The following is a 17,671-nucleotide window of genomic DNA, read 5'->3' as shown; positions in this document are numbered from 1 at the left end:
GAGAAATATGGATAAGTTTATTTGAATGCGCTACTAATCAGTCAATATGACGCAACGGGCTAGTAGCTAGGTGTTAGGCTGTGACTAAACGCATCCTCATCCTAGGCGGCGGCTCCGGAGGCTACGTCGCCGCCCGCAGGCTCGCCGAATACCTCAGGAAGATGAATGCTGACTCCGAGGTTACTGTTGTGGCTGATGAGCCTTGGCACGACTTCCGCCCCCTCTACGCCGATGTTGCCTTCGGGACTGCTGTGCCGGATGAGGTTCGCGCCTCTATTGTTGATGCTGGTAGGAGGTTTGGCTTCAGGGTGCTGGTTGACCGGGTTACCCGGATTGATGCCGGCGAGAGGGCTGTTGAGACTGAGAGGAGTGGGAGGCTGGGCTACGACTACCTCGTCGTGAGCCTGGGGGTCCGCTACGGCTGGGAGGCCTACCCAGGCCTAGACCGCTACGGGTACCACAGCTACACGCTCGAAGGAGCACTGGAGATGAGGAAGGCCCTGGAGGGCTTCAAGGGCGGGAGGATAGTCATACTAGTGCCAGAGGCCGAGCATCGCTGCCCAATGTTCCCCATGGAGCTTGCCACCACGCTGGCTGAGAGCCTCAAGCACCGTGGTGTGAAGCCACAGGTGGCCTTGATGATGCCTAAGATGGAGAGGATGCCGCCGCCTCTCAGCGTTCTCGACACCTTACGCATATGGATGGAGAAGATGGAGGAGACAGGGGTAGAGGTTGTAATGCATGACGGTAATGTCGAGGTTGATGGTGAGAGGGGTGTTGTTCGTGCGGGGAATGTTGAGGAGAGGTATGATTTGTTGATTAAGGTGCCTCCTAGTAGGCTTCCGGAGCCCCTGGCCAGGAGTGAGGGCTTCCAGCTCAAGCAGGATCCGAGGTGGGCGCCGGTGAGGCCCAGGAACTTCCGCCACCCAGACTACGACGACGTATTCATGGTGGGAGAGCACTCCATGCCGCCTCTCGGCTTCCCGGGCGCAGGCGTGCCGGTGCATCTTGCAGCCGACTACGCAGCCGACCAGATAATCAGCGAGATAACCGGCGGCTACCCGGTGGCCGAGTTCGCCAGGGGCACCATGGTTGTCGGATACTTCGGCGCGACCTCAGGCATAATGATAGCGTTCGACATGAAATATGATGAGAAGAGTGACCAGTGGAAGGCTGCCAGGTATATAGCCGCCACAAACCCCCTGCTCCGTATAGTAAAGGAGGCTTTCTACAAGTCATGGATAGCCGCAATGAAGTAGCAGCCGGCTCGGGTGGTGCACTATGGCCTCCCAGGCTGGGGAGAAGAGGGGCACTATAGAGGAGGCCCTCAAGTTCGACGAGGAGAGTATGAAGGCTCTCGAGGACATCATAGAGGCCCTTGTCTACCTCAAGAAAAGCGGTATGCTGGATATGCTGAAGTTCATAGCCGAGAAGAGCAATGAGCTGTTTACCATACTCAGCCGCGATCCGACGCTCTACCGCTTGCTCGCCCTCACGCATGGCGCCACGCGGGGCATCAATAGCCTGGAGCCCGAGGAGGTCGTCTCAGCCAAGCTGAACGTTGAGGGGATAACAAGCTGCACCATGAAGTCCATGGCATCGCTGAAGCCCAGTGAGGTCAAACCTCTTGGGCTGCTAGGCCTCATGGGGGCGCTCCGCGACCCGGAGGTGCAGCATGGCATAGGCCTGCTGATAGCTATGGCTAAGCATCTTGGCGCCTGCCTCCTAGAGCTGAAGAAGAAGTTCGAGGAGCAGAAGGGCGGGTAGCCTCTCCCTAGTTTTCTACCCGTCTGCCCGGCCTCGGCTCCGGCCTTCCCCGGGAGGAGGGCGGGGGCCAGGGGCATCATCTATGTGCCCATCCCGGCTGCTGCAAGACTGGCCGGCTATATGCCTCGGAGTATGTACTTGAAGACTAGGGCCTGGAGGAGCCCAGGGAGGACGCGGCTCCAGGACAGCTCGCTGCAGCACCTGCCCCATAGGCTCCGGTACCGCCCGCTAGCCCTGTCGAGCTCCCCGACTGCCCAGCCGGGGAGGTCTAGGCGGGCCGCCTCGGCGGCCGACTCGGCGTGGCTCCTCCTCCTAGCCCCCACCAGGGGGAAGGCGCCCTTCGCCACGAGCCAGGCGAGGGCCACCACGGCCCTGCTGGTGCCGAGCCTCTCCGCCACCCTCGCCAGCGTCTCCTGGAGCACCCTGTCCCCCGCCACGGTCTTGAACACGGGGTCCATGCGGCGGGCCGGGTTGTCGGCCCGGGTCCTGCCCGCGAGCGCGCCCTTGTCGAGGGGGCTCCAGGCCTGCAGAGCCACCCCCGGCTCTCCATGAAGGGCTTCAGCCTGTTCTCGGCCACCCGGCAGCCGAGGCTGTAGTGGACCTGGTTCACAGCTATCTCGTGGCGCCGCGTGCAGAGCATAGCCTTCTCGAGGAGGGGCTGGGGGTAGTTGGAGACCCCTATGTAGCCCGCCAGGCCCCTCACCGCCTCCCGGGCGCCCCGCAGCCCCTCCCCAGGGGAGCCCCAGAGCCTCGACCTGGCCTGCCAGAGGCCCAGCCCGACCCTGGAGACCCTCAGCCCGGTCCTGCCCAGCACCCCGTGCAAGGCCTCGGCGGCACCCGCCTCCAGGGTCCTCCACGGGGGATTATGCCGGCCGCGGGGCAGCAGCGGCGGGAGGCTGTAGGGCCGGGCGGCAGGCCTTAACAGCCTGTATACACCCCCACCCTGTATACACGGGGCCCCGTGTCTACCGCCGTAGTCTCCGTCCGGGTGCCCAGGGAGCTGAAGGAGGAGGCTGAGAGGCTGGGCATCGACATCAGGGTGGTGGAGGCTATACGCCGCGCGGTGGAGGAGGAGAGGAGGCGTAGGCTCGCCGAAGCCCTCCGCGGGGCCGCCGAGGCCGGCGGAGGCCTCGAGCCGGGCGACCGGGTTGAGGCGGTGAAGGCCTCCCCTAGGGGAGGAGCCCGGCTTGATCACACTCGACGCCTCGGCACTCTACCCGCTGGCGAAGATGGCGCAGGAGAGTGGCGTGGAGAGGGCTGCGGAGAGGCTACTCCGCGAGGAGGCCGCCATACTGGATCTGGCCCTCTACGAGGCCGCTAACGCTGCCCTCGTGGAGGCGCGGCGCGCTGGCCCGGGCGCTTGCCGTGCTCGCTGAGAGCCTCACCCTGCTGAGGATAAAGCCCGGCGACGTGGAGGCCGTGGAGAGGTTCGCCGGCGAGCTGGGGCTCACTGTCTACGACGCCGCCTACGTCTACTACGCGCGGCTCCACGGGGCCGGCTGGGGAAGGCCGGGGACGTGGCGGTGGAGACAGGGGTGGCTGCGGCGGAGCCCCCGGGCGACTAGCGCGAGTCTCCATCCTCTATACTTGGCCAAGTAGAGGCGAGGGGTTCCCTCATCCTGGAATGCTTTTAGACCCCTTACTCGGCCAAGCCCCAATCATGGGGGTTACGTTGAGGCCCGGGCGGCTCCTCTACGAGGGGAAGGCTAAGCGAGTCCTAGACGCCGGCGACGGAAGGGCGGTCATGGAGTTCAAGGATGGGGTCACGGCGTTCGACGGGAGGAGGAGGGACCCGGCGCCGGGCAAGGGGGAGGCCGCGGCCCGGCTCTCGGCCAGGATGTTCGAGCTCCTCGAGGAGCACGGGGTGCGCACCCACTACATCTGCTACATGGGCGGCTCCCGGATCCTCGTGGAGAGGCACGAGGTGGCCCCCCTCGAGGTGATAGTGCGTAACTACGCCTACGGCTCCATGGTCAGGCGCATGCCCTTCCTCAAGCCCATGGCCCGGCTCTCTAGGCCGCTGGTGGAGCTGCACCTCAAGGACGATGAGAGGGGCGACCCCCTCCTGCTCCCGGAGGACGTGGTGGAGGCGGGGCTCCTCTCCTGGAGCGAGCTGGACGCGCTCCGGAGCCTCGCCCTCCGGGTGGACGCGGTTCTCGAATCCTTCTGGAGGCGGAGGGGGCTCCGGCTCATAGACTTCAAGATAGAGGTGGCGAGGACCCCGAGGGGCTTCGTGGTGGTCGACGAGGTGTCGGGCGACACGATGAGGCTCGTCGACGCCGAGGGCAGGCACCTGGACAAAGAGCTCTACCGCCGGGGAGGTAGCGTGGAGGAGCTGGTGGAGGCGTACAGGGAGCTGGCCAGGCTGGCCGGGGCCCCGGAGAGGCTCTGCGGGGAGTGAGGAGGCCTTGGCGAGGCACCGCGTGCTGGTAATGGTGTCCTATAAGCCCTCCGCCCGGGACCCGGAGGGCGAGACCCTGGCCGGGGAGCTGAGGAGGCTCGGCTACACGTGGATCCTCGGCGCCAGGGCCGGGAAGGCCTTCGTCTTCGAGGTCGAGGCCGGGTCAAGGGAGGAGGCGGCCCGGCTCGTAGAGGAGATGGCCAGGGAGACCCGGCTCTACAACCCCGCCGTCCACAGCCTCCTGGTGATCCCCCTTGCCTAGGGTCGCGGTGGTGAAGTTCCCCGGCACCAACTGCGACGAGGAGACCGCCTACATGCTCCGCGAGGTAGCCGGCGTGGAGGCCCACGTGGTCTGGCACACCGAGTACAGTTGGAGGAGCTGGGACGCCACCGTGGTGCCCGGGGGCTTCAGCTACGGCGACTACGGCCGCGCCGGGCTACTCGCCTCCTGGAGCCCAGCAGCCGAGCAGCTCCGGGAGGCCGCGGCGGCCGGCTCCCCCATACTCGGCATATGCAACGGCTTCCAGGTGCTCGTCGAGGCCGGCATACTCCCCGGCGCGCTCCTCCCCAACGAGAGCGGCCGCTTCATCGCCCGCTGGACGCGTGTCCGGGTCCACGCGCCGCGGGGGCCCTGGCTCCTCGCGGCCGAGGAGGGGATGGTGCTGGAGATGCCTATAGCCCATGCGGAGGGCCGCTACTACCACCCAGACCCCGGCTCCCTGCTGAGGGATAGGCCCTGGCTGGAGTACCTCGAGAACCCCAACGGCAGCGTCGCCAACATCGCGGGGCTGGGTAGCCAGGACGGGGCGGTGCTGGGCCTAATGCCGCACCCGGAGAGGGCCGCCCACCCCCTCCAGACGCCCAGGGGCCGGGGAACCGGCGGCCGCGTCCTCTTCGAGTCCATCGGGGCAGCGCTGCGGAGGGGCTGGTGATGCCGCTGACGCGGGAGGAGCTGGAGGAGATACGGCGCAGGCTCGGCAGGGAGCCCACCAGGGAGGAGCTAGCCCTCTTCGAGGCCACCTGGAGCGAGCACTGCAGCTATAAGAGCACCAAGAGGCTGCTGAGGAGGCTCCCCACGGAGGCCCCCTGGGTGCTGGTCGGGCCCGGCAGGGACGCCGGCGCGGTCAAGCTCTTCGACGACGTGGCCCTGGTAGCCAGGATAGAGAGCCACAACCACCCATCCGCTGTGGACCCCTACAACGGGGCGGCCACCGGCGTGGGGGGCATCGTCAGGGACGTGCTCAGCCTCGGGGCCAGGCCCATAGCGCTGCTCGACGCCCTCTACCTCGGGAGCCTCCGCACCCCCGTCTCCAGGTGGCTCGCCAGGGGCATAGTCCGGGGGATAAGCGACTACGGGAACAGGATAGGAGTCCCCACCGTGGCCGGGCGGACGTGGTTCCACCCGAGCTACGAGAGGCAGCCGCTGGTCAACGTGGCCTGCCTGGGCGTGGCCAGGCCCGACGCCATCCTCCCCGGCAGGGTGGAGCCTGGCGACGTCATGGTGCTGGCGGGGAACTCCACCGGGAGGGACGGGATGCTCGGGAGCAGCTTCGCCAGCCGCCCGCTGGGCGAGAGGGAGGAGGACATAGCGGCGGTGCAGGTGGGGAACCCGTTCCTCGAGAAGCTCCTCATAGACGCGCTCTCCGAGGCCTTCGAGCGCCGCCTCCTCCGCCACGTAAAGGACCTGGGCGGCGGCGGGCTGGCCACAGCGGTGGCCGAGACCGCGGCCTCCAGCCGGGTCGGCGCCGTCGTGCACCTCGACAGGGTCCACCTCCGGGAGCCGGATATGGACCCCGCTGAGATACTGGTCTCGGAGAGCCAGGAGCGCATGCTCCTGGTGCCGGAGAAGGGTAGGCTGGGCGAGCTGCTCCGTATCCTCGACCGCTACGGGGTCGAGGCGAGCGTGATAGGCTACTTCGACGACACGGGCAGGCTCCGGGCGGTCTACAGGGGCAGGACAGTGGTGGACCTTCCCGTGGAGCTGGCGGCCGAGGCCCCGCCGGTGGAGAGGCGCTCGGAGCAGCCCCAGCCCCCCGGGCCGCTGCCCGGGCTCAGCGTGGCGGAGGAGGAGCTGGGCCGGCTGCTCGAGAGGATCCTCTCCAGCCCCAGGGCGGCCTCCAAGGCCTGGGTCTATGAGCAGTACGACTGGGGCGTCCAGGGCCGCACCAGGCTCCCGCCGGGCCATGGGGATGCCGCGGTCCTCTGGCTGCAGGACGGCACGGCCAGGGGCGTCGTGGCGGCGCTGGCAGGGAACCCGAGGTATACGAGGCAGGACCCGTTCCGCGGCGCCGCCCTCAGCCTCGCGGAGGCCTACCGCAGCGTGGCCGCGGTGGGCGGGGAGCCGCTGGCGGCGCTCGACAACATCAACGCCGGGAACCCTGAGAAGCCGAGGCAGTTCTGGTACTTCGAGAGGATGGTTGACGGCCTCGCCTGGATGGCCAGGGGCCTGGGGATACCCTTCATAGGGGGCAACGTAAGCCTCTACAACGAGGACGAGAGGGGCCACATGGTGGACCCGGTGGCCACCGTCCTCGTCGTCGGCAGGATCGCCGACGCCGGCCGCGCCACGGGACTGGCGCTCCAGGGCGACGCCGTCCTCGTGGCGGTGGGGGAGACCAGGCCCGAGCTGGGCGCTAGCGAGGCGGCCGAGATCCTCCTGGGCGAGCCCGCGGGCGCCCCGCCGGAGCCCAGGCCCGGCGAGGAGAAGGCCGCGGCGCAGCTTGTGAGGAGGCTCGTCGAGAGGGGGCTAGTCACCGCCTCCCACTCGGTGGGGCTCGGGGGCGCGGCCGCCGCCGCAGCCAAGATGGCCGTCGCCGGCGGCGCCGGGGCCAGCATAGACCTCGGGGCGCTCTGCCCCCGGTGCAGCAGCCTCCTCGAGGCAGGGTTCTCCGAGACCCCCGGCCGTTACCTCCTCGAGGTGCCCCGTGAGAGCCTGGGGGAGGTGCTCGAGGAGGCGAGGAGGCTCGGGGTCTGGGCCCGCCCGGTGGGCGAGACCGGCGGTGACTATGTGGAGCTACTGTCCTCGGGGAGACTGGTATCCAGGCTCCCGCTGGAGGGGCTACGCGAGGCCTACGAGATTGCTCTCGAGAGGAGCCTAGCCCGGGGGTGAGCAGGGGCCCTTGTGCGGCGTGGCGGCGTGGATGGGGGAGGGGGCCGCCGGGGCGGTCTACGAGCTGCTGCTGGAGCTCCAGCACCGGGGCCAGGAGGCGGCAGGCGTGGCGTTCCTCGCGGGCGGCCGCATCGGCCTCGCCGGCGGCGGCGGGCTGGTGGAGGAGGCGGTGAAGCTGCCGCCCGAGGCCTCGAGGGCGTGGGCAGCGATAGGGCACGTGAGGTACAGCACCAGCAGCCTCTACGGCGGCGAGCTTTTCCAGCCCGTGGCGGGCGCCCGGGGCCTGGTCTACGTGGCGTTCAACGGCAACATTGTGAACTACCGTGAGCTGGGCGGCGAGCTGCTCGGCCGCCGCTACAGCTGGGACGCCCAGCTCGTGGCAGACCTTGTGGAGGCCCTCTACCTGGAGCACGGCAGCCTGGCCGACGCGCTCCGTGAGGCGGCACGGCTGCTCCGCGGCGCCTACAGCATGGTCGCCCTGAGCTCGAGGGGCGAGCTGGCGGCGGCGAGGGACCCCTATGGGGTCCGGCCGCTGGCCTACGCCCTCGGCGACGGCTACGCCGCTGTAGCCAGCGAGACAGCCGCGCTCGACACCATGGGGCTGGCCTGGAGGGAGCTGCCGGCCGGAGGCCTCCTATACTGCAACGGGAGCCCCAAGGACTGTGTCGAGACCCGTCTCGCCCCCTCCCACGAGCCCAGGCCCTGCGCGTTCGAGTACGTCTACTTCCTCCGCCCGGACAGCGTCTTCGAGGGCGTGGAGGCCCACGCCGCCCGGGTGGAGATGGGCCGCAGGCTCGCCCGGAGCGACACCGTGGAGGCAGACCTGGTGGCCCCGGTGCCCGACAGCGGGAGGAGCGCGGCGATAGGCTACGCGCTGGAGCGGGGCATCCCCCTGGTGGAGGTGCTCTACAGGAACAGGTACGCCGGCCGCGCCTTCATAGCCCCGCCGAGGGAGAGGGACGGGAGGCTCCGGAGGAAGTTTAACCCGATACGCTCCGCCGCCTGGGGCAAGAGGATAATCCTCATCGACGACAGTGTTGTCAGGGGCTCGACCGGCAGGAGGATAGCCGCCACCCTCCGCGCGGCCGGCGCGAGGGAGGTGCACCTCCGCGTAGCCTCTCCCCCCGTGGTGATGCCCTGCTTCCTGGGCATAGACATGCCTAGCCGCCGCGAGCTGGTAGCCCACGGGAGGAGCGTGGACGAGGTGGCCAGGCTCCTCGGTGTGGACAGCCTCCTCTACCTCGGCCTCCGCGGGCTGGAGGAGGCCGTGGGCCGCCGGCTCTGCCTCGGCTGCTTCGGCGGCTCCTACCCGTTCCCGCTCGACGTGGAGAGGCTGGAGAAGGTGTTCACAGAGGGCAGGAGGTGAGGGCAGGGTATGGGAGTCCTCCTGGCCTACTTCTACGAGGAGGACCAGCCTGCCCACGTGTACGCACGCTACGGGGTCATGGGGCTCCGGCACCGGGGCCCCAGGGTCTCCTACGCCGTGCTCCGCGGCGGTGGGCTGGAGGCGGGCAGCATCGACCCCTGGAGCGACGGCTGGAGCCTGCCCCCCGGCGGCGCGGTGGTGGCGGCCGTGGAGCCCACGGGGAGGCTCGCTGCCTCCAGGAGGGCGGCGGTGGCCGTCGACGGCGCCTGCAGCCCCGAGAAGGCCCTCAAGGCTGTCGAGGGGGCCCGGGGCCCCGGGGAGGCCGGGGAGGCCCTCGCCTCCCTCGAGGAGTTCGACGCCTGCAGCGTGGCGGCGCTGAGGGCGGACGGGGGCTACCTGCTCTACCGGGGCAGGCTCGGGGTGAGGCCCCTATCCGTCGGCGGCTACGGCTTCGACGCCCTCTACGCCGCGACCGAGACGGCGCCGATAACCCTGATGGGCGGCGAGCACCGCCACGACCTGGAGCCGGGCGAGGCGGTCTACGGGGACCGGTACAGCCTCGACACTGTGTCCGCGGGGAGGGGGAGGAGGGGCACCTCCCTCTTCGAGTACATCTACCTGGCCAGGCCCGACAGCCTTGTGGACGGCGTGAACGTCTACATGTTCCGGAGGGAGATGGGCCGCAGGCTCGCCCGCAGCCACCAGGTGGAGGTCGACGTCGTGGTGGGGGTCCCGGAGACCGCGCTCCCCTACGCCCTCGGCTACGCGGAGGAGAAGCGGGCCCCCCTGGAGCTGGCGCTGGTCTCCACACTGGGCAGGGTCCGCACCGCTATCATGTCCACAGGCTCCGTGGAGGAGAGGCTGATGGCTCTCAGCCTGAAGTTCAACCCTGTACCGGGCGTGTTCGAGGGCAAGCGGGTAGCCGTGGTCGACGACAGCGTGGTCACCGGGCTCACGCTGAAGACGTTCATCCACCGCCTCTGGAGGAGCCAGGCGCCCCGCGAGATCCACGTGGCCGTCTCGAGCCCGAGGATAGTCGCCCCTTGCCCCCACCGGGTCCAGCTCCTCGACCCAGGGACGCTGATAGCCCGGCAGCTCCGCGACGAGCATATCAAGCGCGTGCTCAACGTCGACAGCCTCGCATGGCTCCCCCTGGGGGAGGCGGTCTCCTACCTCAGGGCCCGCGGGGTCGACCCCTGCACGGCCTGCATGAGCGACAGGGAGGTGGCCGGGAAGTGAAGGTCCTCCTAGTCGGCAGCGGCGGCCGGGAGCACGCCCTCGCAGTACTGATGGCCAGGAGCGGCCTGGAGCCCAGGATAGCGGTGGTGAGCGACAAGAGGAACCCGGGCCTCGCCGAGGCCGCCGAGAGGACGGGGGGCAGGCTCTACACCGGGAAGCCCACGAGCCCGGCCGACGTGGCCAGGACCGCCGAGGAGTGGAGCCCCGACCTCGTGGTCATAGGGCCGGAGGAGCCCCTCTTCGCCGGCGTGGCCGACGCGCTGAGGGAGAGGGGCTTCACCGTCTACGGGCCCGGCGCGGCCCAGGCCAGGATCGAGAAGGACAAGGCCTACGCCAGGGAGCTGATGTGGCGCCACCGCATCCCGGGCCGGCTCCGCTACCGCGTCTTCACCGACCCGAGGGAGGCGGCCGAGTACGCCCGCGCGGCGGGCGACGTGGCGGTGAAGCCTGCCAGGCAGGCGGGCGGCCGCGGGGTGCGCGTCTTCGCCGAGCCCATGGAGCACCTGGGCTCGGCTGTGAGGGAGGCGGCCGCGGGCTACGCGGAGAGGCTCGCGGAGAGGATCCGGGAGAGCTACAGCGACATAGAGCACGCGGTGATAGTGGAGGAGAGGGTTGAGGGCGTAGAGTACACGGTCATGGCTGTCACCGACGGCTCCACGGTGGTGCCGCTCCCCGCGATCCAGGACCACCCGCACCTCTTCACCTGGGACCTCGGCCCCGAGACGGGCGGCATGGGGGCGGTCAGCGGCCCCGGGACCACGCCCTCCTTCCTGGAGCCCGGTGAGTACCGGGAGACCGTGGAGATCCTCGAGAAGACCGTGGAGGCTATCCGCGCCGACACCGGGGAGCCCTACCGGGGGACGCTGAGCGGCCAGATGATGCTCACCAGCCTCTGGGGCCCCACGGTGATAGAGTACTACGCCCGCTTCGGCGACCCGGAGACCGCCAACCTGGTCCACATGGTGGAGAGCGACTTCCTCGAGCTTCTCGACCGCGCGGCCTCGGGGAGGCTGGCCGGCTACAGGCTGGAGGTGGCGGAGGACACCTACGTGGTGACCATAGCCCTGGCGCCGGCGGGCTACCCGAACAACCGCTCCATAGCCAGGGGCCACCCCGTGGCGGTGGACCGGGGGGCCGTGGAGAGGGAGGGCTGCAGCCTCCTCTACGCCGGCGTGGACGAGGGCCCCGGGGGCCTGGTCTCCACCGGCTCGAGGCTCGTGGAGATAGCCTGCCCGAGCACCAGGGGCTACGAGGACGCCGCGGCGAGGGCCCAGCGCGCCGCCTCGGCGGTGCGCCTGCTCGACGGCCACCCGCTGGTGTGGCGGCGCGACATAGGCTCCCGGAGCCACATCGAGGCCCGGGTGAGGCTCGCCGAGCGCGTGAGGAAGGCCTACCTGAGGCGCCGTGAGAGGGGCGAGACCAGGGTCTACGACTGGATCCCCGGTCGCGGCCTCCTGGTCTACGACTACGGCTAATTTCTTTCCCATACCCAGTCACCCGTGTACACCCCGTGAGCGTGGAGGTGTCCATCCGGGATGGGCGTGCCCTCTAGGATGGAGAGGCTCCCCAGCCCCCTGGGCCCCGGAGCGGCTAGGATAGTCCTCCTGGGCGGAGGAGAGCTGGGCAAGGAGGTGGCCATCGAGGCGCAGAGGCTCGGCCTAGAGGTGGTCGTTGTCGACCGCTACGACTGGGCCCCGGCGATGCACGTAGCCCACCGCCGCTACGTGGTCAACATGCTCGACGGCAGGGCGGTGGAGGCTATAGTGGAGAGGGAGAACCCGGTGGCTGTGATCCCCGAGATAGAGGCCGTGGACACGGAGGCCCTGGAGAGGCTGGAGGAGCGCGGCTTCCACGTCGTCCCCAACGCCAGGGCGGTCAAGATAGCGATGAACAGGATCGAGCTGAGGCGCTGGGCCGCGGAGGAGCTGGGGCTGCCCACCACCAGGTACGCCTTCGCCTCGAGCCCGGAGGAGGCCTATGAGGCCTGCGAGCGCGTAGGCTACCCCTGCCTCATCAAGCCCGAGATGAGCAGTAGCGGCCACGGGCACGTCAAGGTCGAGGAGCCCAGCAGGAGGGCGGTGGAGGAGGCCTACATGGAGTCGATAAGGCACGCGCGCGGCGCGAGCAGGAGGGTGATAGTGGAGGAGTACGTCCAGCTCGAGACGGAGTACACTGTGCTCGCCTACCGCTGGCTGGACGGAGACAGGGTCAGGACGGATGCGATGGAGCCCGTGGAGCACTGGAGGTACGGGGAGTACCACTACATAGAGTCCTGGCAGCCCAGCACCAGGCCCAGGGAGCTGCTGGACAAGGCCAGGGATATAGGGATAAGGGTGGCCGAGGGCCTCGGCGGGGTGGGCGTCTTCGGCGTCGAGCTGCTCCAGACCAGGGACGGCCGCCTCCTCTTCAGCGAGGTGGCCCCGAGGCCCCACGACACCGGCATGGTCACCATGGCGAGCCAGGATATGAGCGAGTTCCAGGTCCACGTCCGCGCCTCCGTGGGGCTGCCCGTGCCCAGGCCCAGGGTCCTCACCCCCGCCGCGAGCCTAGCGGTGTACACCGACCTCGACGGCGAGTGGTACCCGGTGCTCGACGGGGTCTACGAGGCCCTCGGGGAGCCGGGGGTGGAGGTGCGCTGGTTCGGCAAGCCCCGGACCTACAGGGGGCGCCGCATGGCGGTGGTGCTGGCCAGGGCGGAGACGGTGGAGGAGGCCAGGAGGAAGGCCCAGATGGCCGCCAGGAGGCTGAGAGTCACTCCGAGGGGTGAGGCCTCCAGGGGGCTCTAATAGTAGTCGCCGGGGAGCCAGGCATTACACTACCTATTGTTACTTCTCTAACACCGGCTTCCAGCGCCACGCGCCTAGCCTCGAGGGCGTGTCGGCGGCTGGTAGGCAGCAGGTCCAGCATCCTGTGGTCCGGTGGAAGGCTAGGAGGACCAGCGGTATGTTCACCCCGTACTCCTCCATCAGGCCGGCTATGTAGCCCGCTATTCCACGCACCTCCTCGGCGTCGACGTAGCCTGGTACCAGGAGTATGCTTACCACCAGGAGCGGCGGCTCCGGCCTCTCCCTAGCCAGCTCGGCGGCTATCCTTCAGCCTCTCAACAGCCCTGCGCCCATCGACCCGGTGAGGGCCTCGTAGACGCTGGGGCTCCAGGCCTTCCAGTCAACCTTCACTATGCCGCCGCCCTCGAGGCTGAGCCTGACAGCCTCCCTGAAGACCGCGGGGTTTGCAAGCCCATTGGTCTCCCAGCATATCCTCGGCGGCAGGCCCCTGTCCAGCCCGCCATGCCCTCCCGCGTATCCTACCAGCCCCGGGCCATCTCTATATCCCTGCCAGCCGCCGGGTGGCGGCCGGGGAGGCGTGGTGGCTAGGGGCCTCAGCTACCGCGACGCCGGCGTCGACCTGGACGCCAGCGAGGCCATGCACCGCCTCGCCTCGAGGCTTCTCGCCGGCCGCCGGGAGGCCTACACCTCCTCCATAGAGCTTGGAGGCTACGAGCTGGTGCTCCACGTCGACGGCGTCGGCACCAAGACGCTGGTGCTGGAGAGGACCGGGAGGATGAGGGTCGCCGGCTGGGACTGCGTGGTCATGAACACCAATGATGTCGCCTGCGACGCCGCCAGGCCCCTGGCGCTGGTAGACTACATAGCCATGCCGAGGGCCGACGAGAGGGTGTTCCGGGAGGTCCTGGAGGGGGTCAGGGAGGCGGCGGAGGCTACGGGAGCGGCGCTGCTGGGCGGCGAGACCGCCGTGCTCCCGGGCCTCGCGGGCGGCGTGGACGTGGTCTGCACGGTGCTGGCTGTGAGGGAGAAGGGCTGGAGGGGGAACAGAGCGAAGCCCGGGGACGTGCTGCTCGGGCTGGAGAGCAGCGGGCTCCACGCCAACGGCTACAGTCTGGCCAGGAGGATAGTGGAGGAGAGGCTGGGCGGCTACGACACGGTTGTGGAGAGCGTTAGGCTGGGGGAGGAGCTCTCGAAGCCAGTGGCCAACTACACCGCGTTCCTCCTCGAGGCCTGGCGCCGGGGCCTCATAACCGCGGCCGCCCACGTAACCGGCGGGGCCTTCACCAAGGTCAAGAGGATCCTCCCCCACGGCTCCGCGGCGGTGATGGAGATGCCCGAGCCCCCCGCCATATTCCGCATACTGATGGAGGCCGGGAGGGTGGAGCCCAGGGAGGCCTACCGCGTGTGGAACATGGGCATAGGCCTCGTGGTGGCCGCGCCCGGCGACCGCGCCGAGGAGGCCCTCTCCCTCGCCGAGAGGATGGGCCACCGGGCCCACCTGCTGGGCCGCGTGGAGGAGGCGGAGGGGGAGGAGCCGGCGGTGGTGCTCGAGACCATGTACGGCAGGATAGTCTACTAGCCCCCGGGGGAGGCCCGTGGAGGGCTAAAAACGCGGGTGCGGCCCCTGCTGCGGCGCTTGGAGGGCTAGCTCTTCTCCAGCTGATCCACCAGCTTCCTGAAGAAGTCCGCGTCCCTGTAGCCCAGTATGTAGAGGGTCTTGTTGCTCCCCTCAACCCACACTGCGAAGCTGGGCGTGCCCTGGAGCCCCGCCATGACCGCTGCGTGGGACGCCTCCTCCACCAGGCTGGCTGCGGGGCAGTCGGGGGTGGCGTTGAGCCTCTGCTCCTCCTCGCTCAGTAGCTTGCCCATGCTGTTGTAGAGCTGGCTCGCGCTGGCCAGCCCCTCCTGGTAGAGCTTGTAGACCTTGCTATATATCCTTGTGGCCTCCTCCAGGTAGGCGGTGGCGTTGCCCGTCCTATTGTAGTAGCATAGCAACAGCTCGTGCAGCCTGGTTACGTTGGGGTTCAGGTGCACCACGAGGTCGACTATATGGTAGGTGATCTTGCCCTCGTCCACGAGCTTCTTGATCTCGGGGAAGATGTCCCTGTAGAACCTGGCGCAGTAGGGGCAGGCGAAGTCCTCGTATATCGCGATGTGCACCCTCCCGTGGCCCAGGGCGGGGTGCCCCTCTATGCCGGGGGGCGGCCCCTCCCTCTCCACTGCCTCCACTGCGCCAGACTCCAGGAGGAGATCAGTTATATTGACGTCGGCTACCTCGTAGACGTTGTCGCTTATCCTCCTCACGCCGGGGACGCCCCTGTCCAGGGGCTGCTGGGAAACGGCGTAGAAGGCCGGCAGCTCCCTGGGGTCCACGCCGGCGGGCGGCTTCTTGACGTACTCGACCCCGGTTATCTTGGCGGCGAAGAGGGATGAGAGGATTTCCATTATACTGCTCCCAGGCTTGAGCGAGTCCCTGTTCACCGTTGCGTAGGGCATGTCGCCCTCAACAACTAGCAGCTTGGCGGTGTACGCGTAGCTGGGCCTGGGGAGCCCCAGCCGGAGCGCCACCTGGGTCTCGAAGGCGGCTGTGTAGTCGTAGCGGAGGGGCCTCCAGCCGCCGGGCAGGGTCTCGTTCAGCAGCGCCCGGGCGAGCTCGCCGCTAACGTTGCCGGCCCTCACCAGTATCGCGGGGTAGACGCGCAGCCCCCTAAGCCCCGCGGCCTCGGCGGTGGCATTGCAGAACCTGGTGCCGTTGGGGAGGAGCCCCGCCAGCTGCCTACTGAGCAGCTCCTGGACCACCGAGGCGAGCTTCTCCTGCCCCTTCTCGTAGACGACCATCACTGCTGGGCCGCTGCCGCACGCCCGGGGCCCGGCCGCGCTGGAGGCGGCGGTTCCCCCGCCCCGGTGGGTTAGGAGCAGCGCCGCGGCAGCCGCCACGGCCACCGCTACAGCTACTGCAGCGTAGAGCCTCCAGCCGCGCATACTCCACCAATCCTCGCTGCTGCCCCGTGGGGCTTGGACCCTAAATTGCGCTGCCCCATACAGCGCTCCGAGTGTGCGGCGAAACAGCGAATACCCGCAGAGACCCCCGGGGATGTATATATGGAGGCCTGCTCCTGCTGGGCGAGGCGTGGGAGCTAATGCCCGAGACAGCTTCCGAGGCGGGGACCCTGTTCCGCGACGAGACGGTCAGGAGAATCCTTGGCAAGTACCGGCTGCTCTGGGCCCTGGGCCACGCCCTATCCCTCATGGGCTGGGATCTCGAGACCTACATGCCCAGGGCGGGGGTAAAGGACCGCTCCACGGCGGCCGAGGAGCTGGAGGGGCTGAGCCACCGGCTCCTGCTAGACCCCGAGCTCGACAAGCTCCTCCGCGAGGCGGAGGAGAAGCTCGATAGCCTCAACGTCTACGAGCGTGGCGTGGTGAGGGTCCTCCGCAGGGCGGTGAGGATAGCCAAGGCGGTGCCCGAGGAGCTTGCCCGCCGCGAGGCGAGGGTGACCAGCGAGGCCACCCAGGTCTGGAAGGAGGCCAAGAAGAAGGCCGACTTCAAAATGTTCAAGCCCTACCTGGAGGAGATAGTCGAGATACAGAGGAGGAAGGCAGAGCTGCTCGGCTATGAGGACCACCCCTACGACGCTCTCCTCGACCTCTACGAGGAGGGGCTGAGGGTCCGCCACCTGGACCCGCTCTTCAACGAGCTGGTGCCGGCGACCAGGAGGATACTCGACCGCGTCCTAACCGGCGGCTTCTACCCCAGCCGCCACCCGCTCGAGGACCAGGGGTACGACGTGGAACGGGCCAGGGCGATGCTCCGCCGCCTCCTGGACGACCTGGGCTGGCCCTGGGACCGGGGGAGGCTGGACGAGTCCGCTCACCCCTTCACAATAGACATGGGCATAGATGATGTAAGGATAACAGTCCGCTACGAGGGCCGCGACATCAAGAGGGCTGTCTACAGCCTCGTCCACGAGTACGGCCACGCCCTCTACCAGCTCCAGATAGACCGGAGGCTGGCCTACACCCCGATAGGGACGGGGGTGAGCATGGGTGTCCACGAGAGCCAGTCGAGGTTCTGGGAGAACGTGGTCGGCCGCGGCCCCTGGTTCATGGGGCTCCTCTCGAAGAGGCTCGCCGAGCACCTGGGGCTCCGGCTAGAGCCGCTGGAGCTGTACCGCTACGTGAACACCGTCCGCCCAGACCTCATAAGGGTTGACGCCGACGAGGTGACCTACAACCTCCACATCTACCTCCGCTACATCCTGGAGAAGAAGCTTATAGAGGGCAGCGTGATGGTGGACGAGCTCCCCCAGGCCTGGGACGATATGATGGAGGACCTGCTGGGGGTGAGGCCAAGGAGCCCGAGCGAGGGCGTGCTCCAGGACATACACTGGAGCCACGGGAGCTTCGGCTACTTCCCCACCTACACGCTAGGCAACGTGATAGCGGCTATGATATGGAGGAGGTTGTGGAGCGGGAGCCCCGAGCTACTGACCGGGCTGGACCTGGCGGGGCTCCGCGCCTGGCTGGGCGAGAGGATACACCGCTGGGGCGCCACCTTCCCGCCGCTGGAGCTGGTGGAGAGGAGCCTCGGAGGGAAGCCCTCGGCGGCTGCGCTGGTGGAGTACCTGGAGTGGAAGTTCCTCCGCCTCCCCGGCGAGCTGGAGGAGTACCTGCCGCGGGGCTAGGGGCCCCTGCCCCCATCCTCTCTCCTCTTCAGCTCCAGCAGCTTCTCCACATCCCCCCTGCGGAAGTAGAAGTAGTAGCCCTCCGGGGCCTCCACCAGTATCTCCTCGAAGCCCATGAGGTCCTCGAGCAGCTCCGCCGGGAGGTCGGCGAGGCTGAAGCCCCTGCCGGCGCGTATATGGAGCCTCCCATCCTCGACCCGGGCGTCGAGGCCGCTCGCCCGGAGCCTCTCCAGGGCCTCTCCGCGGGCCGCCACGGCTAGGCGCCTCCGGGCCTCCTACTCCTGCCCCGCGGGGGTTCTCCTCACTCTCGCCCCCGGC

General features: G+C 68.6%; 18 protein-coding genes. 14 read left to right on the top strand and 4 right to left on the bottom strand.

Annotated elements, in window-relative coordinates; all coding sequences use genetic code 11:
- Window positions 1-80: 80 nt before the first annotated feature.
- The gene (locus tag ACZ42Y_RS06260) at window positions 81-1,259 is read left to right on the top strand and encodes an NAD(P)/FAD-dependent oxidoreductase (RefSeq protein ID WP_464735292.1); all 1,179 of its coding nucleotides are present in this window, start codon (window positions 81-83) and stop codon (window positions 1,257-1,259) included.
- A gap of 22 nt (window positions 1,260-1,281) precedes the next feature.
- Window positions 1,282-1,767 (top strand): DUF1641 domain-containing protein, encoded by a 486-nt coding sequence (locus ACZ42Y_RS06255; protein ID WP_058370783.1) that lies wholly within the window; start codon window positions 1,282-1,284, stop codon window positions 1,765-1,767.
- A 116-nt stretch (window positions 1,768-1,883) separates the two neighbouring features.
- On the opposite strand, the gene ACZ42Y_RS06250 is transcribed toward ACZ42Y_RS06255, so the two are convergent.
- Window positions 1,884-2,303 (bottom strand): aldo/keto reductase, encoded by a 420-nt coding sequence (locus ACZ42Y_RS06250; protein WP_058370784.1) that lies wholly within the window; start codon window positions 2,301-2,303, stop codon window positions 1,884-1,886.
- 452 nt (window positions 2,304-2,755) lie between these two features.
- Between ACZ42Y_RS06250 and ACZ42Y_RS06245 the strand changes: the two genes are divergently transcribed.
- The 10 genes from ACZ42Y_RS06245 to purT all read left to right on the top strand — a co-directional run bounded on the left by ACZ42Y_RS06245 (window position 2,756) and on the right by purT (window position 12,668).
- Window positions 2,756-3,088, top strand: coding sequence for a hypothetical protein (locus ACZ42Y_RS06245; protein WP_464735291.1), 333 nt, complete (start codon window positions 2,756-2,758; stop codon window positions 3,086-3,088).
- A gap of 44 nt (window positions 3,089-3,132) precedes the next feature.
- Window positions 3,133-3,366 carry a hypothetical protein gene (locus tag ACZ42Y_RS06240; protein WP_464735290.1) on the top strand — a complete coding sequence of 78 codons (234 nt, stop codon included), beginning with the start codon at window positions 3,133-3,135 and terminating at the stop codon, window positions 3,364-3,366.
- Between the two features lie 61 nt (window positions 3,367-3,427).
- The gene (locus tag ACZ42Y_RS06235; RefSeq protein WP_058371401.1) at window positions 3,428-4,168 is read left to right on the top strand and encodes a phosphoribosylaminoimidazolesuccinocarboxamide synthase; all 741 of its coding nucleotides are present in this window, start codon (window positions 3,428-3,430) and stop codon (window positions 4,166-4,168) included.
- A 7-nt stretch (window positions 4,169-4,175) separates the two neighbouring features.
- Window positions 4,176-4,430: a phosphoribosylformylglycinamidine synthase subunit PurS gene (purS, locus tag ACZ42Y_RS06230; protein WP_058370786.1), complete on the top strand. Its 255-nt coding sequence runs from the start codon at window positions 4,176-4,178 to the stop codon at window positions 4,428-4,430.
- Window positions 4,423-5,100 carry a phosphoribosylformylglycinamidine synthase I gene (purQ, locus tag ACZ42Y_RS06225; protein WP_058370787.1) on the top strand — a complete coding sequence of 226 codons (678 nt, stop codon included), beginning with the start codon at window positions 4,423-4,425 and terminating at the stop codon, window positions 5,098-5,100. The genes purS and purQ overlap by 8 nt, the downstream gene beginning before the upstream one ends.
- Complete coding sequence (gene purL, locus ACZ42Y_RS06220; protein ID WP_058370788.1) at window positions 5,100-7,277, top strand: phosphoribosylformylglycinamidine synthase subunit PurL; 2,178 nt, start codon at window positions 5,100-5,102, stop codon at window positions 7,275-7,277. The genes purQ and purL overlap by 1 nt, the downstream gene beginning before the upstream one ends.
- A gap of 19 nt (window positions 7,278-7,296) precedes the next feature.
- A complete protein-coding gene (gene purF, locus ACZ42Y_RS06215) occupies window positions 7,297-8,643 on the top strand; it encodes an amidophosphoribosyltransferase (protein WP_236698196.1) in 1,347 nt (448 codons plus the stop codon).
- A gap of 9 nt (window positions 8,644-8,652) precedes the next feature.
- On the top strand, window positions 8,653-9,882 hold the full coding sequence (locus tag ACZ42Y_RS06210) for a phosphoribosyltransferase family protein (RefSeq protein WP_464735289.1): 1,230 nt from the start codon (window positions 8,653-8,655) through the stop codon (window positions 9,880-9,882).
- A complete protein-coding gene (purD, locus tag ACZ42Y_RS06205) occupies window positions 9,879-11,357 on the top strand; it encodes a phosphoribosylamine--glycine ligase (RefSeq protein ID WP_058370791.1) in 1,479 nt (492 codons plus the stop codon). Before ACZ42Y_RS06210 ends, purD begins: the two co-directional genes overlap by 4 nt.
- 60 nt (window positions 11,358-11,417) lie before the next feature.
- Window positions 11,418-12,668 carry a formate-dependent phosphoribosylglycinamide formyltransferase gene (gene purT, locus ACZ42Y_RS06200; RefSeq protein ID WP_168371284.1) on the top strand — a complete coding sequence of 417 codons (1,251 nt, stop codon included), beginning with the start codon at window positions 11,418-11,420 and terminating at the stop codon, window positions 12,666-12,668.
- 39 nt (window positions 12,669-12,707) lie between these two features.
- Here the strand turns inward: purT and ACZ42Y_RS06195 are convergent, their stop codons facing one another.
- Window positions 12,708-12,926, bottom strand: coding sequence for a hypothetical protein (locus ACZ42Y_RS06195; RefSeq protein ID WP_058370792.1), 219 nt, complete (start codon window positions 12,924-12,926; stop codon window positions 12,708-12,710).
- Window positions 12,927-13,245: 319 nt separating this feature from the next.
- On the opposite strand from ACZ42Y_RS06195, the gene purM reads away from it, so the two are divergent.
- Complete coding sequence (gene purM / locus ACZ42Y_RS06190) at window positions 13,246-14,247, top strand: phosphoribosylformylglycinamidine cyclo-ligase (protein ID WP_464735288.1); 1,002 nt, start codon at window positions 13,246-13,248, stop codon at window positions 14,245-14,247.
- A 65-nt stretch (window positions 14,248-14,312) separates the two neighbouring features.
- Here purM and ACZ42Y_RS06185 read toward each other — a convergent pair whose 3' ends face one another.
- Complete coding sequence (locus ACZ42Y_RS06185; RefSeq protein WP_058370794.1) at window positions 14,313-15,650, bottom strand: DsbA family protein; 1,338 nt, start codon at window positions 15,648-15,650, stop codon at window positions 14,313-14,315.
- Between the two features lie 158 nt (window positions 15,651-15,808).
- Here ACZ42Y_RS06185 and ACZ42Y_RS06180 point away from each other — a divergent pair, with 158 nt between their 5' ends.
- Window positions 15,809-17,353: a carboxypeptidase M32 gene (locus tag ACZ42Y_RS06180; RefSeq protein WP_058370795.1), complete on the top strand. Its 1,545-nt coding sequence runs from the start codon at window positions 15,809-15,811 to the stop codon at window positions 17,351-17,353.
- On the opposite strand, the gene ACZ42Y_RS06175 is transcribed toward ACZ42Y_RS06180, so the two are convergent.
- Window positions 17,350-17,607, bottom strand: a complete 258-nt coding sequence (locus ACZ42Y_RS06175) for a hypothetical protein (RefSeq protein ID WP_058370796.1) — start codon at window positions 17,605-17,607, stop codon at window positions 17,350-17,352. The genes ACZ42Y_RS06180 and ACZ42Y_RS06175 overlap by 4 nt on opposite strands.
- Between the last annotated feature and the right edge of the window lie 64 nt (window positions 17,608-17,671).

It is taken from the genome of Pyrodictium brockii (assembly GCF_055379715.1).
The sequence above is the reverse complement of the archived record's forward strand: the minus strand, read 5'-3'. Positions and strand labels throughout refer to the sequence as shown.